General features: G+C 61.6%; 16 protein-coding genes. 3 read left to right on the plus strand and 13 right to left on the minus strand.

Annotated elements, in window-relative coordinates; all coding sequences use genetic code 11:
• Nucleotides 1-67: 67 nt before the first annotated feature.
• The 8 genes from V1292_RS16275 to V1292_RS16310 all read right to left on the minus strand — a co-directional run bounded on the left by V1292_RS16275 (nucleotide 68) and on the right by V1292_RS16310 (nucleotide 9,479).
• A complete protein-coding gene (locus tag V1292_RS16275; protein WP_334373739.1) occupies nucleotides 68-1,315 on the minus strand; it encodes a class I SAM-dependent RNA methyltransferase in 1,248 nt (415 codons plus the stop codon).
• Nucleotides 1,308-2,063, minus strand: a complete 756-nt coding sequence (locus V1292_RS16280) for a TlyA family RNA methyltransferase (RefSeq protein WP_334373740.1) — start codon at nucleotides 2,061-2,063, stop codon at nucleotides 1,308-1,310. The genes V1292_RS16275 and V1292_RS16280 overlap by 8 nt, the downstream gene beginning before the upstream one ends.
• A 2-nt stretch (nucleotides 2,064-2,065) precedes the next feature.
• The gene (locus V1292_RS16285) at nucleotides 2,066-2,629 is read right to left on the minus strand and encodes a nucleoside 2-deoxyribosyltransferase (RefSeq protein WP_334373741.1); all 564 of its coding nucleotides are present in this window, start codon (nucleotides 2,627-2,629) and stop codon (nucleotides 2,066-2,068) included.
• Between the two features lie 66 nt (nucleotides 2,630-2,695).
• Nucleotides 2,696-4,642, minus strand: a complete 1,947-nt coding sequence (gene dxs, locus V1292_RS16290; RefSeq protein WP_334373742.1) for a 1-deoxy-D-xylulose-5-phosphate synthase — start codon at nucleotides 4,640-4,642, stop codon at nucleotides 2,696-2,698.
• Between the two features lie 330 nt (nucleotides 4,643-4,972).
• Complete coding sequence (locus tag V1292_RS16295) at nucleotides 4,973-6,271, minus strand: hypothetical protein (protein ID WP_334373743.1); 1,299 nt, start codon at nucleotides 6,269-6,271, stop codon at nucleotides 4,973-4,975.
• Between the two features lie 147 nt (nucleotides 6,272-6,418).
• On the minus strand, nucleotides 6,419-6,670 hold the full coding sequence (locus V1292_RS16300) for an exodeoxyribonuclease VII small subunit (RefSeq protein WP_028346794.1): 252 nt from the start codon (nucleotides 6,668-6,670) through the stop codon (nucleotides 6,419-6,421).
• Between the two features lie 126 nt (nucleotides 6,671-6,796).
• Nucleotides 6,797-7,723: a histone deacetylase family protein gene (locus V1292_RS16305; RefSeq protein WP_334373744.1), complete on the minus strand. Its 927-nt coding sequence runs from the start codon at nucleotides 7,721-7,723 to the stop codon at nucleotides 6,797-6,799.
• Between the two features lie 91 nt (nucleotides 7,724-7,814).
• A complete protein-coding gene (locus V1292_RS16310; RefSeq protein WP_334373745.1) occupies nucleotides 7,815-9,479 on the minus strand; it encodes a bifunctional metallophosphatase/5'-nucleotidase in 1,665 nt (554 codons plus the stop codon).
• A 229-nt stretch (nucleotides 9,480-9,708) separates the two neighbouring features.
• Between V1292_RS16310 and V1292_RS16315 the strand changes: the two genes are divergently transcribed.
• Both V1292_RS16315 and V1292_RS16320 read left to right on the plus strand, forming a co-directional pair.
• Complete coding sequence (locus tag V1292_RS16315) at nucleotides 9,709-10,662, plus strand: ring-cleaving dioxygenase (protein WP_334377066.1); 954 nt, start codon at nucleotides 9,709-9,711, stop codon at nucleotides 10,660-10,662.
• A gap of 163 nt (nucleotides 10,663-10,825) precedes the next feature.
• On the plus strand, nucleotides 10,826-11,011 hold the full coding sequence (locus tag V1292_RS16320; RefSeq protein ID WP_334377067.1) for a type II toxin-antitoxin system VapB family antitoxin: 186 nt from the start codon (nucleotides 10,826-10,828) through the stop codon (nucleotides 11,009-11,011).
• A gap of 245 nt (nucleotides 11,012-11,256) precedes the next feature.
• On the opposite strand, the gene V1292_RS16325 is transcribed toward V1292_RS16320, so the two are convergent.
• The 4 genes from V1292_RS16325 to V1292_RS16340 form a co-directional block, all read right to left on the minus strand.
• Complete coding sequence (locus V1292_RS16325) at nucleotides 11,257-11,991, minus strand: hypothetical protein (protein WP_334373746.1); 735 nt, start codon at nucleotides 11,989-11,991, stop codon at nucleotides 11,257-11,259.
• Nucleotides 11,992-12,126: 135 nt separating this feature from the next.
• Nucleotides 12,127-12,591: a hypothetical protein gene (locus V1292_RS16330; protein WP_334373747.1), complete on the minus strand. Its 465-nt coding sequence runs from the start codon at nucleotides 12,589-12,591 to the stop codon at nucleotides 12,127-12,129.
• Entirely contained in the window at nucleotides 12,588-13,181 is a 594-nt protein-coding gene (locus tag V1292_RS16335; RefSeq protein ID WP_334373748.1) for a RipA family octameric membrane protein, read from the minus strand. The genes V1292_RS16330 and V1292_RS16335 overlap by 4 nt, the downstream gene beginning before the upstream one ends.
• 1,761 nt (nucleotides 13,182-14,942) lie before the next feature.
• Nucleotides 14,943-15,158, minus strand: a complete 216-nt coding sequence (locus V1292_RS16340) for a hypothetical protein (protein WP_057843360.1) — start codon at nucleotides 15,156-15,158, stop codon at nucleotides 14,943-14,945.
• A gap of 622 nt (nucleotides 15,159-15,780) precedes the next feature.
• Between V1292_RS16340 and V1292_RS16345 the strand changes: the two genes are divergently transcribed.
• On the plus strand, nucleotides 15,781-16,932 hold the full coding sequence (locus V1292_RS16345) for a hypothetical protein (RefSeq protein ID WP_334373749.1): 1,152 nt from the start codon (nucleotides 15,781-15,783) through the stop codon (nucleotides 16,930-16,932).
• A gap of 130 nt (nucleotides 16,933-17,062) precedes the next feature.
• Here the strand turns inward: V1292_RS16345 and V1292_RS16350 are convergent, their stop codons facing one another.
• Complete coding sequence (locus V1292_RS16350; protein WP_334373750.1) at nucleotides 17,063-18,322, minus strand: hypothetical protein; 1,260 nt, start codon at nucleotides 18,320-18,322, stop codon at nucleotides 17,063-17,065.
• Between the last annotated feature and the right edge of the window lie 190 nt (nucleotides 18,323-18,512).

The following is an 18,512-nucleotide window of genomic DNA, read 5'->3' on the forward strand; positions in this document are numbered from 1 at the left end:
GAACTGCGAGGGACCGGCGCGCAGTATATCGAAGGGTGCTGCGCTCGCGATAGCCATATCGCTGGCCTCAGCGCCTGAACCGCGCCACCAATTCCACATGCGGCGTGTGGCGAAACTGGTCGACCGGTATGACGCCTTCGATTTTATAGCCGCCGTCGATCAAGATCTTCGCATCGCGCGCGAAGGTCGGGACGTTGCATGAGACGGCAACCACCGTCGGCACCTTGCTCGCCGCAAGCTGGGTCACCTGCGCTTGCGCGCCCTGCCGCGGAGGGTCAAACACCACCGTGTCGTAGTCGCGCAACTCCTGCGGCATCAGCGGGCGTCGGAACAGGTCGCGTGCCTCGGCCTTGACCGGCTTCAGCCCTGAGGTGGAGGTCGCGGCCTTCTGCAAGGCTGCTACCGAGCCGGCGTCGCTGTCGAAACCGGTGACACGCGACTTCGCCGCAAGCCGCAGTGCGAAGGGGCCGACGCCGCAGAACAGATCGGCGATATGTTTGGCGCGCTTGCAATGATCCGATACCAGCGCGGCGAGCTGCTCCTCGCCCGCCACCGTGGCCTGCAGGAACGAGCCGGGCGGTAGCGTGACCTGCGCCGCGCCAATCGAGATCACGGGCGGCGTTCGCATCAGCACCAGTTCGCCATGGCGCGTCAGCCGCGCGAGCCGGTGTTGTTCGGCGATGCGCGACAGCCGCGCGATCATGGCTGAAGATACCGGCCCGGAGCCGCGCACATCGAGGTCGAGGCCGCTATTGGTCGCGGTGATCTGGATGTCGAGCGGCTTGCCCATCGCGATCAACGGCTCGGCGATGGCCCAGGCGGCCTCGATCGCGCCACTCAATTGCGGATCGAGGATCGGGCAGCGGTCGATCGGAATGATGTCGTGCGAACCGGCCGCTGCATAGCCGACCTTGAGCACGCCATGCGTTCCGATTCGGCCGTGCAGGGTGATGCGCCGGCGGCCCGCGCCATGGGCATCGACGAGGGCTGCGACGTCGCAATCGATTCCAGCCTGCGAGAGCGTCGTCACCACCAACCCGCGCTTCCAGGCGCGATAGGGCTCGGCTTCCCAGTGCTGGATCGCGCAGCCGCCGCAGACGCCGAAATGCGGGCAGAACGGTGCGACGCGCTCGACGCTCGCTGTCTCGACCTTGAGCAATCGCCGGCGGTCAGGATGGTGGCCGGGAACCGGACCGGCCTCTATCGTTTCGCCGCCGAGTGCGTACGGCACATAGATGTTGCCGCCGCCTGATATGGCGACGCCGTCGCCGTGATGGCCGACATGGTCGATGACGAGGCGTTCGCTCTCAGCCACGGCGCGCGCCCATGAAGAACTCGATATTGCCGTCGCCGCCTTTGATCGACGACGGAAACACCTGGATATCGGTGCAGCCGAGCGAGGCGGCGAACGCCGAGATGTCGTCGCAGATCGCCTGATGCACCATCGCGTTGCGGATGATGCCGTGCTTGGAGTGCTTTCGTTCCGCCTCGAACTGCGGCTTGATCAGCGCGAGCAGATGCATCGGGGCTGCGGCCAGCGACAGCGCCACCGGCAGCACCGCCTTCAAGGAAATGAAGCTAACGTCGATAACGACGACATCGGGCCGGGCGGGCAGGCGCTTGCCCTCGAACTGGCGAATGTCGGTTTCTTCCATCGACACGACTCTGGGATGGCTCTGCAGCGAGGGATGCAACTGGCTGCGCCCGACATCGATGGCGAAGACGAGGCTCGCGCCGTTCGCCAGCAACACCTCGGTGAAGCCGCCGGTGGAGGCGCCGACGTCGAGGCAGACATGGTCCTCGATCTCGATCGGATACTGCTCCAGCGCGCCGGCAAGCTTGACGCCGCCGCGCGAAACGTAAGGGTGCGCGGGCTGGGCGGACAATTCGGCATTGGCGGCGATCGTCTCCGACGCCTTCAGCACGGGCCTGCCGTCGGCCGTCACGCCACCAGCGTCGATCGCGGCGCGTGCGCGGGCGCGGCTTTCGAACAGGCCGCGCTCGACCAGCAGCACGTCCACGCGCTTGCGGGGAGAGGTTTCGCTGTCGCTTTTGTCAGCCAAGTTTAGTCCGATTTGCCGGTGGCGCGATCCGCCGCCAGAGCGACGCAGGCCTCGAACGAGGTGAGATCGTGCCAGATATCTTGCGGCCGCTGCCGCGGCGTCACCAGTCTAGCACCATGCAGATCGAGCGTGTGGATCATCATGAGATTGTCGGGCAGGCCGAAATCTTCCACTGTCAGCCCGTCGCCGTCGATCAGTTGGCCGGTGGCGGATTTGGTCACATCGTAGTTCCGCTTTACGCGCTCAACATAGATTGCGGGGTCGTTGCTATAGGCCAGGCAGAGCTTGCCGCGACCGGCCATGTAGCCGAGTTCATAGACCGTGCCGGCGTCGGCACTGGGGCCGCGAAACGGCGTAAGATTGGCAATGATCGCGTCCGCCGCATCCATCATTGCTTCATTGCCCTTGAAGATCGAAAGCGACGCGTCGGCGGCGGCAAGGTTAACCGCGTTATCGAGTGGATAGAGGCCGGTCAGCCCATACTGGGCGCAGATCGCGGCTTTGCGGCGCCCGATCTCGATGGCGTCCGGCAGGAACACATCGGGACCTGCCAGATAGATCTTCATGGATTTACCTGCGAAAGAGCCAGACCTTCGGTTCTGATCGGGTCAGAACCGAAGGGGCGCTGTGCCTCAGGCGAGCTTGACGGTTTCCGTCTTGTAGTCCTTGCCGAGCGCGTCGAACACCTTGGCGACGATGCCCTTGGCGTCGAGGCCGGCATGGGCATACATCGCGTTCGGCGAATCGTGGTCGATGAACTCGTCGGGCAGGATCATCGCACGCATCCTTAAACCGCCGTCGAGCATGCCGTGTTCGGCCAGCGTCTGCATGACATGCGAGCCGAAGCCGCCGATCGAGCCTTCCTCGATGGTGAGCAGCACCTCGTGGTCGCGCGCCAACTTCAGCACCAGATCTACGTCGAGCGGCTTCATGAAGCGCGCGTCGGCGATGGTGGTGGACAGGCCGTGGGCGGCGAGTTCGTCGGCGGCCTTCTCGCATTCGGCCATTCGCGTACCGAACGAGAGCAGGGCGACCTTGCTGCCCTGGCGGACGATGCGGCCCTTGCCGATTTCGAGCGGAATACCGACTTCCGGCATTTCGACGCCGCGGCCTTCGCCGCGCGGATAACGCACCGCGCTCGGCCGGTCGTTGATCGCGACTTGCGTCGCGACCATGTGCACCAGTTCGGCTTCGTCGGACGCCGCCATGATGACGAAGTTCGGCAGGCAGCCGAGATAGGCATTGTCGAACGAACCGGCATGGGTGGCGCCGTCGGCGCCGACCAGGCCGGCGCGGTCGATCGCGAAGCGGACCGGCAGGCTCTGGATCGCAACGTCATGGACTACCTGGTCATAGCCGCGCTGCAGGAAGGTCGAGTAGATCGCGCAGAACGGCTTGTAGCCTTCGGTGGCAAGCCCGGCCGCAAACGTCACCGCATGCTGCTCGGCAATACCGACGTCGAAGGTGCGCTCCGGAAATGACTTGTTGAAGATGTCGACGCCGGTACCCGACGGCATCGCGGCGGTGATGGCGACGATCTTGTCGTCCTTCTCGGCTTCCTTGACCAAGCTCTGGCCGAACACGTTCTGGTAGGCCGGCGCATTCGGCTTGGCCTTGGCCTGCGCGCCGGTGGCGACGTCGAACTTGACCACGGCGTGATACTTGTCGGCGGAAGCTTCTGCGGGGGCGTAGCCCTTGCCCTTTTGCGTCACGACGTGGACCAGGATCGGGCCGGTTTCCATGTCGCGGACGTTCTTCAAAACAGGCAGCAGATGGTCGAGGTTATGGCCGTCGATCGGGCCGACGTAATAGAAGCCGAGCTCCTCGAACAGCGTGCCGCCGTCCATCATGAAGCCGCGGGAATATTCCTCGACGCGGTTGGCGCGGTTGGCGAGGATCTTGGGCAGACGCTTGTTGATCTGCTTGGCCGCCTCGCGCAGCGAGCGGTAGGTCTTGCCGGAATAGAGCCGCGACAGGTACGCGCTCATCGCGCCGACCGGCGGCGCAATCGACATGTCGTTGTCGTTGAGGATGACGATCAGGCGCGAGTTCATTGCGCCCGCATTGTTCATGGCCTCATAGGCCATGCCGGCCGACATAGCGCCGTCGCCGATCACGGCAATGACGTTATTCTTGCCGCCGGCGAGGTCGCGCGCCACGGCCATGCCGAGGCCGGCGGAGATCGAGGTCGAGGAGTGCGCGGCGCCGAACGGGTCGTAATCGCTCTCGGTGCGCTTGGTGAAGCCGGAGAGGCCGCCGCCGGTGCGCAGCGTGCGGATGCGGTCGCGGCGGCCGGTCAGGATCTTGTGCGGGTAGGCCTGGTGGCCGACGTCCCAGATCAGGCGGTCGCGCGGCGTGTCGAAGATGTAGTGGATCGCGGTGGTCAGTTCGACGACGCCGAGGCCGGCGCCGAAGTGGCCGCCGGTCACCGAAACGGCGTCGATGGTTTCCTGGCGGAGCTCGTCCGCGACCTGCCGCACCTGCTCGATCTTGAGCTTGCGAAGATCCTCGGGCGTGCGGATGGTATCGAGAAGCGGCGTTTTACTATATGTGGTCACAGCGATATTCCAATTTTGCATGTCAGGACGAAGGGCCTGACGCGAGACGGGAAGCGCGTTAACCGCGCCGTGAAAATCCAGACGCCGGGTGCCACCTCGGCAGGCCGGTACCTGATTTGAAAGCCTAGATGCACTCCGGTTTTAGCCCTGTGACATGCATCACGTTGGTCGCCTTTAACCCTTCCCGGCCAGTTTCTCTAGCTATTTGAAGTGCTTACTGCCGTCGGAAATCCGTGACAGGCCCTCTCTTTTTAGCCCATAGAACGGCAAGCTTTACACCAAAGCTACCGCCAAAGCCAACCCGGTGAGCCAGGATGGTTCCTGGGTGAGTCGCCGAAAAGTCGAGATTGTTCAACCGCGGCGGCGAGCGGAAGGTTCCATTTTGCCCAGATCGGAGGAATTTTCGGGCTCGGTCGTGGCCGCTTCGATCCTCTTCCAGGCCCGATCTCGCGCTTCGGAATCGCCGGTGGCGACATCAAGCGCAGCGTCGGGGACGGCCATGCGCGCGCTGAGCGGGACCGGTCCGCAGACGATCATGAAGAAGTCGTAGGCGTTGGGCAGTTCGTTGGCCATCACGAACTGGAAATGCACGCGGAAGAACTGCCAGCGGAATTTCTCGTAGTGCTCGGGCCGGATGATGTCACGGAAGCGAACCGGCACGATCTTCGGGTTGCGCCGGGCGGTCCCGACGTCGATGCCGTGACTGGCAATCGGATCGAACTGGTAGAAATTCATCACGTCCTTGCGGGCCTGACAGTCGATCCAGTCGACCGACGGCTCGACCGCCAGCATCCGCAGATGCTCGCGAAACTCTTTCGATACGGCGTGATAGCCGACGATCGGGAAATTGCCGCCGATCGTCAGCAGCACGATCCGCGGCCCGTGACGGCCGAGCGCGGGATCGAGCTTCAGCGCGCGCGCCAGCATTTCCGTCGACAGGAACGATCCGGAACTATGGCCGACGATGACGATCTCGTCGGCGTCGGTGCTCTTGGCGACATTGACCAGATGCTGCGCAAACCGGTCGATGCGCTGGTCCCATTCCGGGCGCTCGCGGTGCGAGAACTCCCAGGTCCAGATCGTGTCGCACAGGAGATAAAGCACGTAGGTGGAATTCTCGGTGTATTTCAGCACCGTGCCAAGCAGGGCAATGAAGATGGCGGTGGCGGCAGCGATGCTGAATGCGTCGGGAATGCCGATGGCGTTCAGGCCTTTCTCGAACACGAAGGAGACGGCCGCAGCACAAGCGGCTTGCAGCAACAGCACCAGGTGCGGATAGGTGATGAAGGTCGCGAACCGCCAGTTCGCCTTGCCGAAGCGGGCTATGGTGCCGGCGAAGACGAGGCGCCAATAGATCCAGACCGCGCTGAACACCGTGCGCCAGATCGGCGACGCCAGGTCTTGCTGGATGAAGTCCTCGAATCGCAAGAAGTCGTAGGACGTGCGTGTCTGCCAGTCGGAGGCTGTGGTATCGATGGTCCAGGACGCGATTTCGTCGTCGGACGCCACCTTTGGCCGGCTGATGGTGGCCTGGAGCTGATAAAGCCGGCCGAATTTGCGCAGCTCGGTCCGGAACATGCGGTAATATTGCGCCAGCCCGCGCGGATCGTAGCCCTGAATATAGATGATATGGCGGTGCTCGACGCGCACGTACTGTCCCCAAATGTCGGCGGACTATATCAGGCTGTGCGGGGGGCAAAGAACTAATTCGGCTGGTCCGCCTCCCACGGCCGGGAGGGCGGAATTCGCCCGATATTCCCGATTGTTGCGCGAAGCCCGAAAGGCCAGACGGCAGCGTTACTGCACGTCGAGCGGCTCGGTCCCCGTGACCTGGCCGTTCGCATCGGTCGTGATCTTGTCGACGCGGGCCTCCGCCTGCCGCAGCAATTCTTCGCAGCGGCGCTTGAGCGCCTCGCCACGTTCGTAGATCGCGACCGATTCCTCCAGCGGCACCTTGCCGTCCTCGAGCCGTTTCACGATCGATTCAAGCTCCTCGATCGCCCGCTCGAAGGAGAGTTTTTTGACGTCCATCTGGTTATTTTCGGCCATATCGAGTTCCCGAATGCGCCCCGTTCAGGCACGGAATCTATAGCGTTTCAAGCGAAGTGGGTACCGGCTACGCGCGAAGAAAACGCGTCAAAACAAAGGGCTTTGCGGATCTATTGTGGCGGAGATTTACGCGCCCATCAGCGCTGTGACATGCGCCGCCACCGACTCTTTCAGCCCCTGCAGGTCGTAGCCGCCCTCCAGCACCGAGACAACCCGTCCGCCGGCGCTTTGGTCCGCCACATCCATCAGCTTGCGGGTGACCCAGCCGAAATCGTCCGCCTTCAGGTTGAGCGAGGCCAGCGGATCGCGGTAATGCGCGTCGAAGCCGGCGGAGATGATGATCAGTTCCGGCGAGAACTTCTGCAATTGCGGCAGGATCAGGTTTTCGAACGCGGCGCGGAATTTTGCGCTGCCGTCTTCGGAAGCCAGCGGTGCATTGACGATGGTGTCATGCTCGCCGCGCTCGCCGCTGGCGCCGGTGCCCGGAAACAGCGGCATCTGGTGCGTCGAGCAATACATCACGGTCGGATCGTGCCAGAAGATGTCCTGCGTGCCATTGCCGTGATGGACGTCGAAATCGACGATCGCGGCGTGGCCAATGCCGTATTTGCGCTGGGCGTGACGTGCGGCGATGGCGACATTGTCGAAGAAGCAGAAGCCCATCGGCTTCGAGACCTCGGCATGGTGACCGGGCGGGCGCACCGCCACGAAGGCGTTCTGGTGGGTTCCGGACATCACCGCATCCGTCGCCGCCACCGCGCCGCCGACGCCGCGCATCACCGCTTCCCAGGTGCCCGGCGACATCGAGGTGTCGCCGTCGATATAGATCATCCCGCTCTGAGGGGCGATGTGGCGGAGTTCGCCGATATAATGTTCGCCATGGCACAGCGTCACGGAATCCAGATTGCCTTCCGGCGCATCGCCACGCGAGAGCGGTTTGAAACGCTCTTCCCCCAGCACCTCGGCAACCGCGCGCAGCCGGTCGGGGCGCTCGGGGTGCCCCGGAGGCGTGACATGGTCGAGACAGGCGGTATGGGTCAGAAGCAGCGTCATGCAAAAATCCTGGCGTATAAGGAACGCACCGGTAAGGATCGGCTAATCTAGGCTCTTAAGAGCCGCTCGGAAAGGCCTCCGGCCTTTCGGCTCAGTTGATCCTGGTGATGCGATCGGCAGCGGTCGGGCTGACCGGGCTGTTTGCCGCAAAATAGGCGTGTAGCGCGTCGACATCATAGATGCCGACCTGCGGCGCGGTTCCTTGCGTGAGCACGGTGAAACCGTCGCCGCCGACGAAAAGGAAATTGTTGACGGTGACGCGATAGCTCGCGGCCGGATCGACCGGTTGCCCGTTCAGCAACATCCGCTCCGGCAGCACACGCTCGCCGTCAGGCTTGGTCGCGTCCCACGCATAGGTAAATCCCTTCGACACCTGCAGGATCCGCGGGCGCTTCGGATCGAGCCATTGCTGCTCCAGCATGTCCTTGATCTGCTTGCCCGTCAGCGTCAACGTCACCAGTTGATTGCGGAACGGCTGGCTGGCGAACACGTCCCCATAGGTCACCGCGCCATCTTCCTTGCGCGTTACGTCGGCGCGCACGCCGCCGGGATTGGTGAAGGCGATGACCGCGCCGCCTTTCGTCTCGCTGCTGGTCGCGGCCAGTTGCGCATCGGCGATGATGTCGCCGAGCGGGCTTTCGCCGGCAGCATTGGGCACGCGCGACAGCGTTGCCGTCACCGAGCCCGCAGGACGGTTGGCGATCGGCGCGGCCAGCCGGTCATAGGATTCGATCAGCGCGGTCTGTTGCGCATCCTTCGCCAGCGTTGCGGTGCGGACGATGGTGTTGTCGGCCTTGGCGCTGATGACGTCGCGCGTAACAGGGTCGAGCTTGAGATCGATCGCGGTGACCAGCGTGCCGTATTTGTCGCCTGATGTAACGAGCCGTCCATCGATCTCGCAGACATAGGCGCGATGAGTATGGCCGGAGACCACGACATCCACCGCCTTGTCGAATTTTTTCACGATATCGACGATCGGCCCCGAAACGCCAGGGCATTCGTTGTAATCGCCGGTCGGCAATCCGCCTTCGTGGATCAGGACGACGATCGCCTCGGCGCCGCGCGCCTTCAGTTCCGGGATCAGCGCGTTCACCGTATCCGCCTCGTCGCGGAATTCGAGATCGGCAACGCCGACAGGTGCAACGAGGCCAGGGGTGCCCTTCAAGGTCAGGCCGATGAAGGCAACCGGGATGCCGTCGAACGCGCGGATTTCATATGGAGGAAACACGGTCTTGCCGCTGCTCTTCTCGATCGTGCTGGCGGCGAGATAGCGGAATTTCGCGCCAGTAAACGGGTGCGGCCCCTGGCATTTGTCGACCGGATGGCAGCCGCCATTCTGTATGCGCAAGAGTTCGTCCTTGCCCTCGTCGAACTCATGATTGCCGACGGAGGAAAGCGCCAGCCCCATCATCGACAGCGCTTCGATCGTCGGCTCGTCATGGAACATCGCGGACAGGAATGGGCTGGCGCCGATCAAGTCGCCGGCCGCGACGAAGATCGAGTTCTTGTGCCCGCCGCGAAGCTGGCGCACCAGCGTCGCCATATGCTCGGCGCCGCCGGCCTCGACGGTAATCTTCTTCGCCCTGTCTTCGGGATCGGTGATCGTGATCCCGCCCGGCGGCGGACGAAGGTAGCCGTGAAAATCGTTGATCGCGAGAATGCGCAGGTCGACGGGGGCGGGTGTCTGGGCGAGCGATGATGCGGCAAGCGCCAGCATGATCGCGAAGGCAAGGATGGGACGAAGGAGGGGGATCATGACACTGACATTGGTAGGTAGCTTGGTGTTTCCCCGTCATTGCGAGCGTAGCGAAGCAATCCATGGCGCCGCATAAAGAAGAATGGATTGCTTCGCTGCGCTCGCAATGACGGTGTCGGGATTTCGGGCGGCGATGCTGCCGCTGGCCAATTATTCGGCCCCATCCTACATGATCCGGCAGAAGGCCCAACTGTCCCAGGCGATTTTTCGTGACTACAAGGATAACGCAATGCAGCTAGGCGGAATTCATCACCTGACCGCGATCTCGGCGAAGCCGCGGGAGAATTTGGCGTTTTACACCGGCCTGCTCGGCATGCGGCTGGTGAAGAAGACCGTCAACCAGGACGACGTCAGCGCCTATCACCTGTTCTATGCGGACGGCAAAGCCAATCCCGGCACCGACCTCACCTTCTTCGATTTTCCCGCCGCGCCCGAGCGGCGCGGAACCAACTCGATCTCGCGCACCGGGCTGCGCGTCGCCGGCGAGAAGACCCTCGGCTACTGGCGGGATCGCCTCAAGGAGGCGGGCGCGGCGACCCGCGATATCATCGAAGTCGATGGCCGCCTGACGCTGCCGTTCGAGGACGGCGAGGGGCAGCGGCTGGTGCTGGTCGACGATGGCGGTGTGGGGCCGGCCTCGCCTTGGGAGCGCAGCCCGGTGCCATCAGAGCACCAGATCCGCGGCCTCGGTCCGATCGTGCTGACCGTGCACGAGCTGTCGCGCATCGCCTTCGTGCTGACCGAGGTCATGAACATGCGCCGCGTGCGCGAATATGCCGCCCACGGCGCGGAGATTCATGTATTCGAGATGGGCGAGGCAAAGGGAGAGAGTAGCCCCGCCGCGGAGCTGCATGTGCTCGAAGACAAGGCCTCGCCAATCGCCCGCCAGGGCGCCGGCGGTGTGCACCATGTCGCGTTCCGTACCCCCGATGAGACGCAGTACCACGCCTGGACGCAGCGGCTGAACGAGCTCCGCATCCCCAACAGCGGCGAGATCGACCGCTTCTATTTCCGCAGCCTCTATTTCCGCGAGCCCAACGGCATCCTGTTCGAGATCGCCACCGACGGCCCGGGCTTTGCGACGGATGAGCCGATGGAAGCGCTCGGCGAGAAACTGGCGCTGCCGCCATTCCTCGAGCCGCGGCGGGCGGAGATCGAGGCGGGGCTAAAGCCGATTTCGTAATTTCGTAGGATGGGTGGAGCGAAGCGATACCCATCACTGTCATACGCTGTGTTTGATGGGTATCGCTGCGCTCCACCCATTCTGCGGGCTAGCTGCCTGTATGTGTATAATATCCTCGATCCATACACATCCTGTCGAGACTGGTCATGCGCACCATATCGAAATCGACGACGCGTTGATGGCCGAAGCGCAGAAAGCCTCTGGCCAGAAAACCAAGAAGCAGACGGTAGAACAGGCGCTGCGCCTGATGATCAGGCTGCGCGGGCAGCAGGACGTCGGTGCGGCTTTTGGCAAGTACCGCTGGCGCGGCAACCTCGCCCGTAGTCGTAAGGGGCAAGGGGCTGGGTGATCGCTGCCGACGGCAGCGTCTGGATCGACTTCCTCAACGGCCGCAATGCGGCCCATGTCCGGCGATTGCGCGCAAGCTGAGTTCGGTTCAGCGCCGTAGTGATATGTTCCCCGACGCTGCAACAGACGATCCTCGTTTGCTTTATTGGAATACGTGCCTAGACTTTTTCACTGCTTGGCAGTTCTTTCGACTAGGCATTCAGGAGGATGGCACAATACGAGTTCTCGCAGATCAAGAATAAAACCTCACCGTGGAATACGCTTCGTGCGCGGCAAGTCTGTAGATTTATGAAATACGACTTTGGACTTCCGCCGTCGCCCTTTTGCCGGCTTCTCAGCGACTTGCGTGCCCTCCGGTAGCGGAAGCCTGGGAGCAACTGGTGGCAATGCCACTTTCATGACCGCTCCGCTGACAAGATGCTCGTCGTCGAGTTCAGGAACTGCCTCCGACATACCCTCCAAGAGTTTGGCGCGCTCTTCGCCCGTCAGATCCTTTTCAGCTTCCGCCGCCAGCCGCTGTATTTCTCTCAGCAGCGGTCGCGCTGTCTCCAGGGGTACTTTGGCAACTCGCAATTGCTCGACCCTTTCGACGAGTTCTTTCAACTTGCCGGACGCTTTATATCGCTTCTCAACGCGCTTCACCTGACGAGGGTTCGCCTTGGCGATGTCTGGTACAGTCTCCGCCATTGTTTTTAGGAAGCTGACGCTCGACTCGTACGTAGAAATGACCTGCTCTTTGAAGCCCTTCCAGTCGGCCATGTGGCCATAAATCAAATCGAGTGCGAGGATGGCCTGCATCACTCGAACTTTGATCTTCGCCGAGCCGGCGATAATGGTGACTTCGACCGTGACGCCGCCGCCGTAATTCTGCAGCGCCGCCCCGATCGCCATTTCATGAACGTGCTCCCCCAGCCGCTGATACTCGTCTTCCGACGCCTCATACGGGTCCAGACGAACGTACAACTCCGCTAGGCTCGCCATCCCCGCTATCCCCACCCCATTTCATTTGCCCTTCAATCGGCATGGTACAGTATTCAAGAGAAGGATAAGGCGCAGAGTTCCAGTAACTGGAGCCTTCCGCGCCTTCTCGGATCGCGTTTGGCGTCGCGTGAGCCGCTACTTCTGACCTCCACTGCTGAGCTTTTCCGTCGCAGCGACCACCTCGCTCCCGCATTGATTAAATGCGCTGGAGATCATCTGATTTTCGGTCATTCCCTCGATGTACTTCTTCTGCTCAGGCGTATTGGCCGCAATGAGAGCTCTGCGGAGATCGTCAATTCGTTCACCAATGGTGCCATGCTTATCGCCGTGGGCGACCGCGTTCCGCAGATCGTTGCCCGCTTCAACGAGATACCAGAACTTCTGATCGAGCTCCCGTATCAAGAGCTTCTGGGCTACGTCGACTTTGCCGTTGAACGTTCGTCCCCTTATGCGTCGTCGCGCCTTTTTCAGAAGACCATTTAGAAAATCCTCGAAGGCGAGGTGGCCTTTTAGAACGGTGAGCATCCGTTCGTTGTAGCTCGCGACACGGGCGAGCATTTTCTCATGTGCTTCAGCCAAGCGCGGATCATCTGTCCTCATCGGGTGCTCCCGATCATTTGGACCTGCGTCGGTTTAGATGACGGCAGGACGACTTTGCCCTGCTGCACCATGACTGAGTAGATCAGTAGGGCGGCGAAGGCGGCGAATGCCAGGAAGTAGACCGCGCCGACCAAGCAGCTATGGCCGCGGACAAACTTGAAGCGTCGCCCCTCGTTCTCTGCCTCTTCGGTCGTCAGCACACCTTTGAACGTGGACCCGTTTTCTGTAATTGCCCGAAAGTCAGTGAATAGAAGTTGGGCTTCGATGAGCCGGATGGTCCGCTCGCTCAGTCGAATAAGCTGGCGGTTTCGGCAGTCCAGCCCAAAGAAGATGATTGCTAGAATAGCACCGGCACACGAAGCAATCTGGCCCGGCATGAACCCGACCAAGTCCCGCTCTTTGAACAGGTAGAAGCACCCGCCGAACATGAACGGCGCAAGGATGATGAAGAAGTGGAATAGCTGCGTGCGCTGCTTCGCGTGAAAGTCGAAATAGCGCCACGACAGCTCGAAGCGCATCTTCTCAAATTCCATTGTCGCCCGCGCGTCCTCCGGCGGAGTGGCGCGGCCCAGTATCTCAGCCAATTGCATTTTCGACCCCCTACAATTTTTACGATATTGCACGCTTCACGGGGAAAATGAAGTGGGCAGTTCTTTTTTGCTGTCGGCGGTCCCGTGGGCATCCAACGGCACGGGCTCTATCGAGCGCTGCATTGGGCTCGCTCACGAGCTCGGCGGTCACGTAATGACGGCAGAGGAGGCGGGATTTATCTGCAACATCAAGTCACCGAATTACGCGAATTACGGTGACAGTGCACTAAACATTCCGGCCCGATTACGTGCACAGTCACCGCAATTGCGAAATCACGCCCGCGATGCTTAAGGCGGGTGTGGATACGATTTGCGAAATCTGTGGGGTTTGTGGGGCGGACATTGCGCCAGACGTTGCCCGTGACGTATTTCTCGCTATGTGCGCGCAAAAAGACCCAGAGGCGAACTGATCCAACTCCTGAGCGAGCAGCGGCAGGCTCTTGCCGCTTCATGCGAGGGCTATGACAAGGGCAACGAATGGGAGGCGGCCCGACTCGCGACCGCCGTCTTCACCCTGGTTCACGATGGTGGATCGATTGTATCGCTACTGACGCAGTTGGGATTGCGGTCTGGCCTGCGGTTCGTTTCGACCGGAAGATATCCAAGCCCTCCGAATATGGAGGTTGCGTTTTCCTCACCGCCTCTTACGGGTTTCATGGGCGGACTGGGCGGAATGAGATGCGTTCCGCGGTTTGTCGGTGGGAAAGACCCGCCGCCGACCCTCGTCCGATTTGAGACTTGGTGGACAAAGGAAGATGTCGAGCGCAGCCACTCTGCCGGAGCGCCACAGCTAACCCGAAGGCGGCTTGTATTTGCGCTCAGGCACCAAGATGGCGGAAGCCACGTTGGAGAGTTGACAGACTCTGCCTATGTCCGCCTGAAGGCAGGGGCTGGCATGTTTGGGAATTCTGCTGACGGCTCACCAAGGGCTATGATTGAAGCCGCCTCGGCAGCAATGAGGCAGATGGCTTGGGAAGTCACAGAAACGCTTGAACAGCTAGGCGAGATCAAATGACAGCCAAGGCCAAAGAAGAAATCGAATTACACCCCGAATTGCGGCACAAGCGCAAATTCGTGCAGCGGCGTGCGACAAACCGGCCCAACGGGGCAAATCACTTCTGATTTTCAGAAATCGTGTCAAGCCCCGGAAACAAAAATATTCCGCTTTCGTTCTCGCCCAAATCACCGGCATAACTCCGCTTGTCTCACGGCAGATGAGGGGCGCTTCGCGATCGTCACGAACGTGCGGTGAGATGCGGTGGACGCAGCAGCGTTAGGCGCGAGAAGTTGTTCGCAGGGCGGTTATCCGTGAGCGAACACGGCGCGCAGGACGTACGGCGCTGAAGCGTACGGCAAAACCGTGTGGTCCTGACACCCGTGGCTGGTGCCAAGCTGCCGGTGGCGAATTTGATCCAACCGGATCGATTTGGCCATCAAGCCGGCAGTGATGGAGGCAAGAGGAATTCGTCTCCAGGGAGAGCACGGCATAAGCCGTCAAACCATTGCGCAGGGAATGCCGGAGTGCTCCGGCTGTACCTGTATGCTCGTGTGCGCATCTCACTCCATCTCTTGCACACGAGACCGCGGGTGCAGCAAGCACCCGGCATTCCCTGCTCCCTCTGTTCTGAGGGAAAAGGTTCAAGCAAACCTCGGGCGCTAGCCGCGCCGCGAGAAGGTTAAGTCATGTCTCCGAACGTTGACGCAAGCAAGTTCGTTATATCAGGCAAACAACCGCGCCAGCGTGAGGCAGCCCGCGGCGCCTCAGGCTTCGTTTTTCGGAACGTACTTTCCGAGCACGCACTTGTATCGTTGCAATCGCCACTCGCGATACGGGCCCTTGGCGAGCCAGTCGGCAATTCCGATCTGCGCGTTGACCGCGCAGGCGCTCATGGTGATGCCGGACTGGTCACTGGTGGTGACGATTTTTTCGAGACAGAGCTGGCTGTTGCAGAGAACGGCGACGAGAGTAACGAGCATGGGTGACCTTCGTTGCTGAATACCCGGTTCGCTCACGCCATGCAGGGTTCGTGCCAGCAGGCTGCGCGCCCGGCCCATAAGGAAATCGGCCCGTAAAACTACGCACTGCAAAGCCGCGCCGATTTCGGCGCGGGACGATCTAGTCGAACGCTCAAGGGAAACAATTGCGGTGAAAGTAGAATCCGGGCGTGGGCGATTCGCAAAGCGTAGAACTACGGTCTCGGCGGCGGATTAGCCTGACTGTCATTATGCAGCAACACTTATGCATGGCGTCGTTCGGAACGTAGGGACGCTCAGCCGCATGGAAGATTTGGATTGTCCGACTGATTTTGTTCTCGACGACATTTCGGACTCAATCCTGACATCGCGCCATGTTCGCTTCGCGTGCAACGTGTGAAGCGGTTTCGCACGACGAGCAGGATGAGACATTCGTGCAACAACCGGCGTCCTAAATTCCGGAAGGCGAATCGTTGAGCAGCTACGGCCCGCTCGTGGGGATATAATCGCATCGACGAATCCAAGAGGAGTTTTCGATGTCGAAGTTTGCGATTGGCGAGCAAGTCGAAAACGTTGCCAACGATCACGAGTCGGGGACAGTTGTCGCCGTGTTTCCGGGGGCTCCATGACAGGCCGTGCAACCACGCGAGCGATCTCCGCAACCGAACTGACGGACGGCGATAATGATGCTGCGCGCATCAGGCATCAGCTTGATGCCTGGGCCAACGCCTCACCTCGCACCCCCAGATTGGTGGCAACACCGGCGGAAGAGTTCAGCACTGAACCGTCCGGCAAGACGCCCCCAGCAGCAAAGAAACGTGGCCGCTCCGCTTCAGCGGCGGGGCGTGCCAAGGCCGGCAGGGCGACCAAGGCCAAGGCAACGGAAGACAAGGAAACGGAAGACAAGGCAACGGAAGTTAAGGCAACGGAAGTCAAGGTTACTGAGATCAGCAGCGAGCCGGAGGTGCCCAGCGCGCCGCTTGAGCCACCGCCGGTATCCGCCGCGCCTGCTGTGCCTGAGATCGTTTCTCCCGTTCCCGCCCCACCAACGAGCGAGCGCACAAGCCGGACCTTTGCCATTGCCGCGGCTCTCGCGCTGGCAACGGTTGCGGCCTATTTTTCGGTCGCTGGCATGGCCGAAATATTTCCCGGTGATCCGGTTGCCGTGATGGTGCTTGCCGCCACGATGGAGGCCGGCAAGCTGGTGATCGCCGGATGGCTGGCGGCGCATTGGCGCCGGACCAACTGGAAAATGCGTTTCGTCATGGTCGCGCTCGTTGCCGGGCTTGCGCTGATCAACGCCGCCGGCGTATTCGGCAAGCTGGTGGAGGCGCATGTCAGCGTTGCGGCCACGGCGCGCTCCGGCGTCACCGAGCGCATCGAATCGATCGACGCCCGTGTCTCGGCGCAATCGGCTGTCGTTGCCGATTTGGCCAACCGCATCGCGCAAATCGACCGTGCCGTGGATGAATCGACGCGGCGCGGCCGGGTGACGCGGGCCATCAACATCGCAACCCAGGAGCGCGCGACACGGGACGGGCTGGATACGCAGCGCCAGGCGGCCACCGCAACGCTGGTTGGACTGCAGGCGCAACGCGCGGCGCTGGCCGGCGAACGTTCGCGCATCGAGGCATCCGCAGGACCGATCCAGTATCTCGCGATGATGGTCGGTGCCGCACCCGAAGCCGCGGTTCGCTGGCTGATATTGTTGATGGTGCTCTGCTGCGATCCCGCAGCGATCGCCTTGACGGTCGCTGCGGCCAGTTCGCGACGCTAGGGAATACGCGTCAACTTCATTCCGTCCCGCATGTCGCGGAGCCTGTCATCGGGCGCGCATTCGCGCGACCCGTTGGCTCATGCGGGCTACTCGCTTCCCACCAATGGCGGTAAGCGCGTTCGTGGACCGGTTACATGGTCCTGCCTTTGGACAATTTCGCGGTTTTCGCCGGTTTTGCTGCCTTGTGATCGTGCCGCTTGTGATCGTGCCGCGCGGTCACACGGACGCGCTTCTTTGCACTCGCTTGCGCGTCTTGCGTCTTGGTTCCGCCGCGGCGGGAGGCGTACTCCTTGCCGTCGATCGGCCCGACGTGCGGCGGATCCCTGTCGAGGTAGGGCCGCCCGATTCCAAATTCCTTGCCGTGCTCATCGATCCATTTCCAGAACTTTTCCGTGGAGACCCATCGCTGTCCCCGGCTTGCGCCCTTGACGCTGACCAGGTCAGCCGCGAGTCCGCGGCCGTAGCCGCCACGCAAACTCCCGCCATGGTAGGACCGATCGCTTGCCGCCTTCAGGCCGCTGGCGATTGCTTGACGGTAGTCATCGCGAAATGCGCTGGTGATGCCGGGCGAGAGCCCGGCCTGCTCCGCCGCGTGTAGCATATGAAAGAGCTTCAGCTTGAAGCTCTTGTCCATGCCGCCGATCACGTAGTCCATCATGGTCATGCCGGCTCTTTCCGCGGCCTTCGGGTCCTTCCACGTAAAATCCTCGTCGACACGCCTGGTAAAGGTTTTGGTGACAGTGACCGTCTTGCCCTTCCTCTTGACTGTCACTTTCCTCCGCTCATGCACCTTGATGGCGTCGATCTTGGGCGCGCGTTCGTACAGGGCCCACAAATAGCGATCGATGCAGGGCTCCACGACCAGACATTCCTCGTTGATTTCGATGGTGCGCACAGCCTGCGCGGCGTTGTCGGGTGCGGAATCGGGCGTGATCGTCGTTGCAATCTCGGCGGAAGAAACTTCGGGCGGCAGTACCTCCGCCGGATCGGTCAGTGCGGCCACGACAACAGGTTTCGGCTCATCCGAGCCTGCGGTCGTGTCAGGAGCTTTCGTCGTGTCAGGCGCTTTGTCGATCACGGATGCGGCAGGGATCGGCACATCGATGTGATCGATGGCGGCGCTTGCCAGGGCGAGTGCAGGCGGCGTGCGCGTAGGCTCGGCGGTTGCGGTGAGAGATGGCTCTTGACGTTCCACAATTGAAGGCGCGTCGGCACTCTCGATGAAGGCACCGGCATCCTTGATGGAAGCGCTGACAACAAATGCGCTGACGCGTTCGGTGGAAGCCGAATTGAAGCCAGCGAGACAAACGAGAGTCCAACTCACGAGAGCCAGGGCCGCGAGAACGTTGATGCGGCGCTGCGCCGTCGTCGCCAATTGCCAGGGGTCCATGATCCGGCCTCCCAAGGCTCCGCATGAGCCTGATTACACAAGCACGCGACAGGGGTCATTCTTCGGATTGCGAAATGAATCCGCAACGGCCGAAGACTACGGGATTATCTGTTTTTTCAAGGGTGTTGCCTCAAAACAACGAGCGGCACAATGGAACTTGTTGTGTATTTTTGGGATTCTGGTGCGGTAC

Source organism: Bradyrhizobium sp. AZCC 1719, assembly GCF_036924525.1.
In the GTDB taxonomy this organism is placed as follows: Bacteria; Pseudomonadota; Alphaproteobacteria; order Rhizobiales; family Xanthobacteraceae; genus Bradyrhizobium.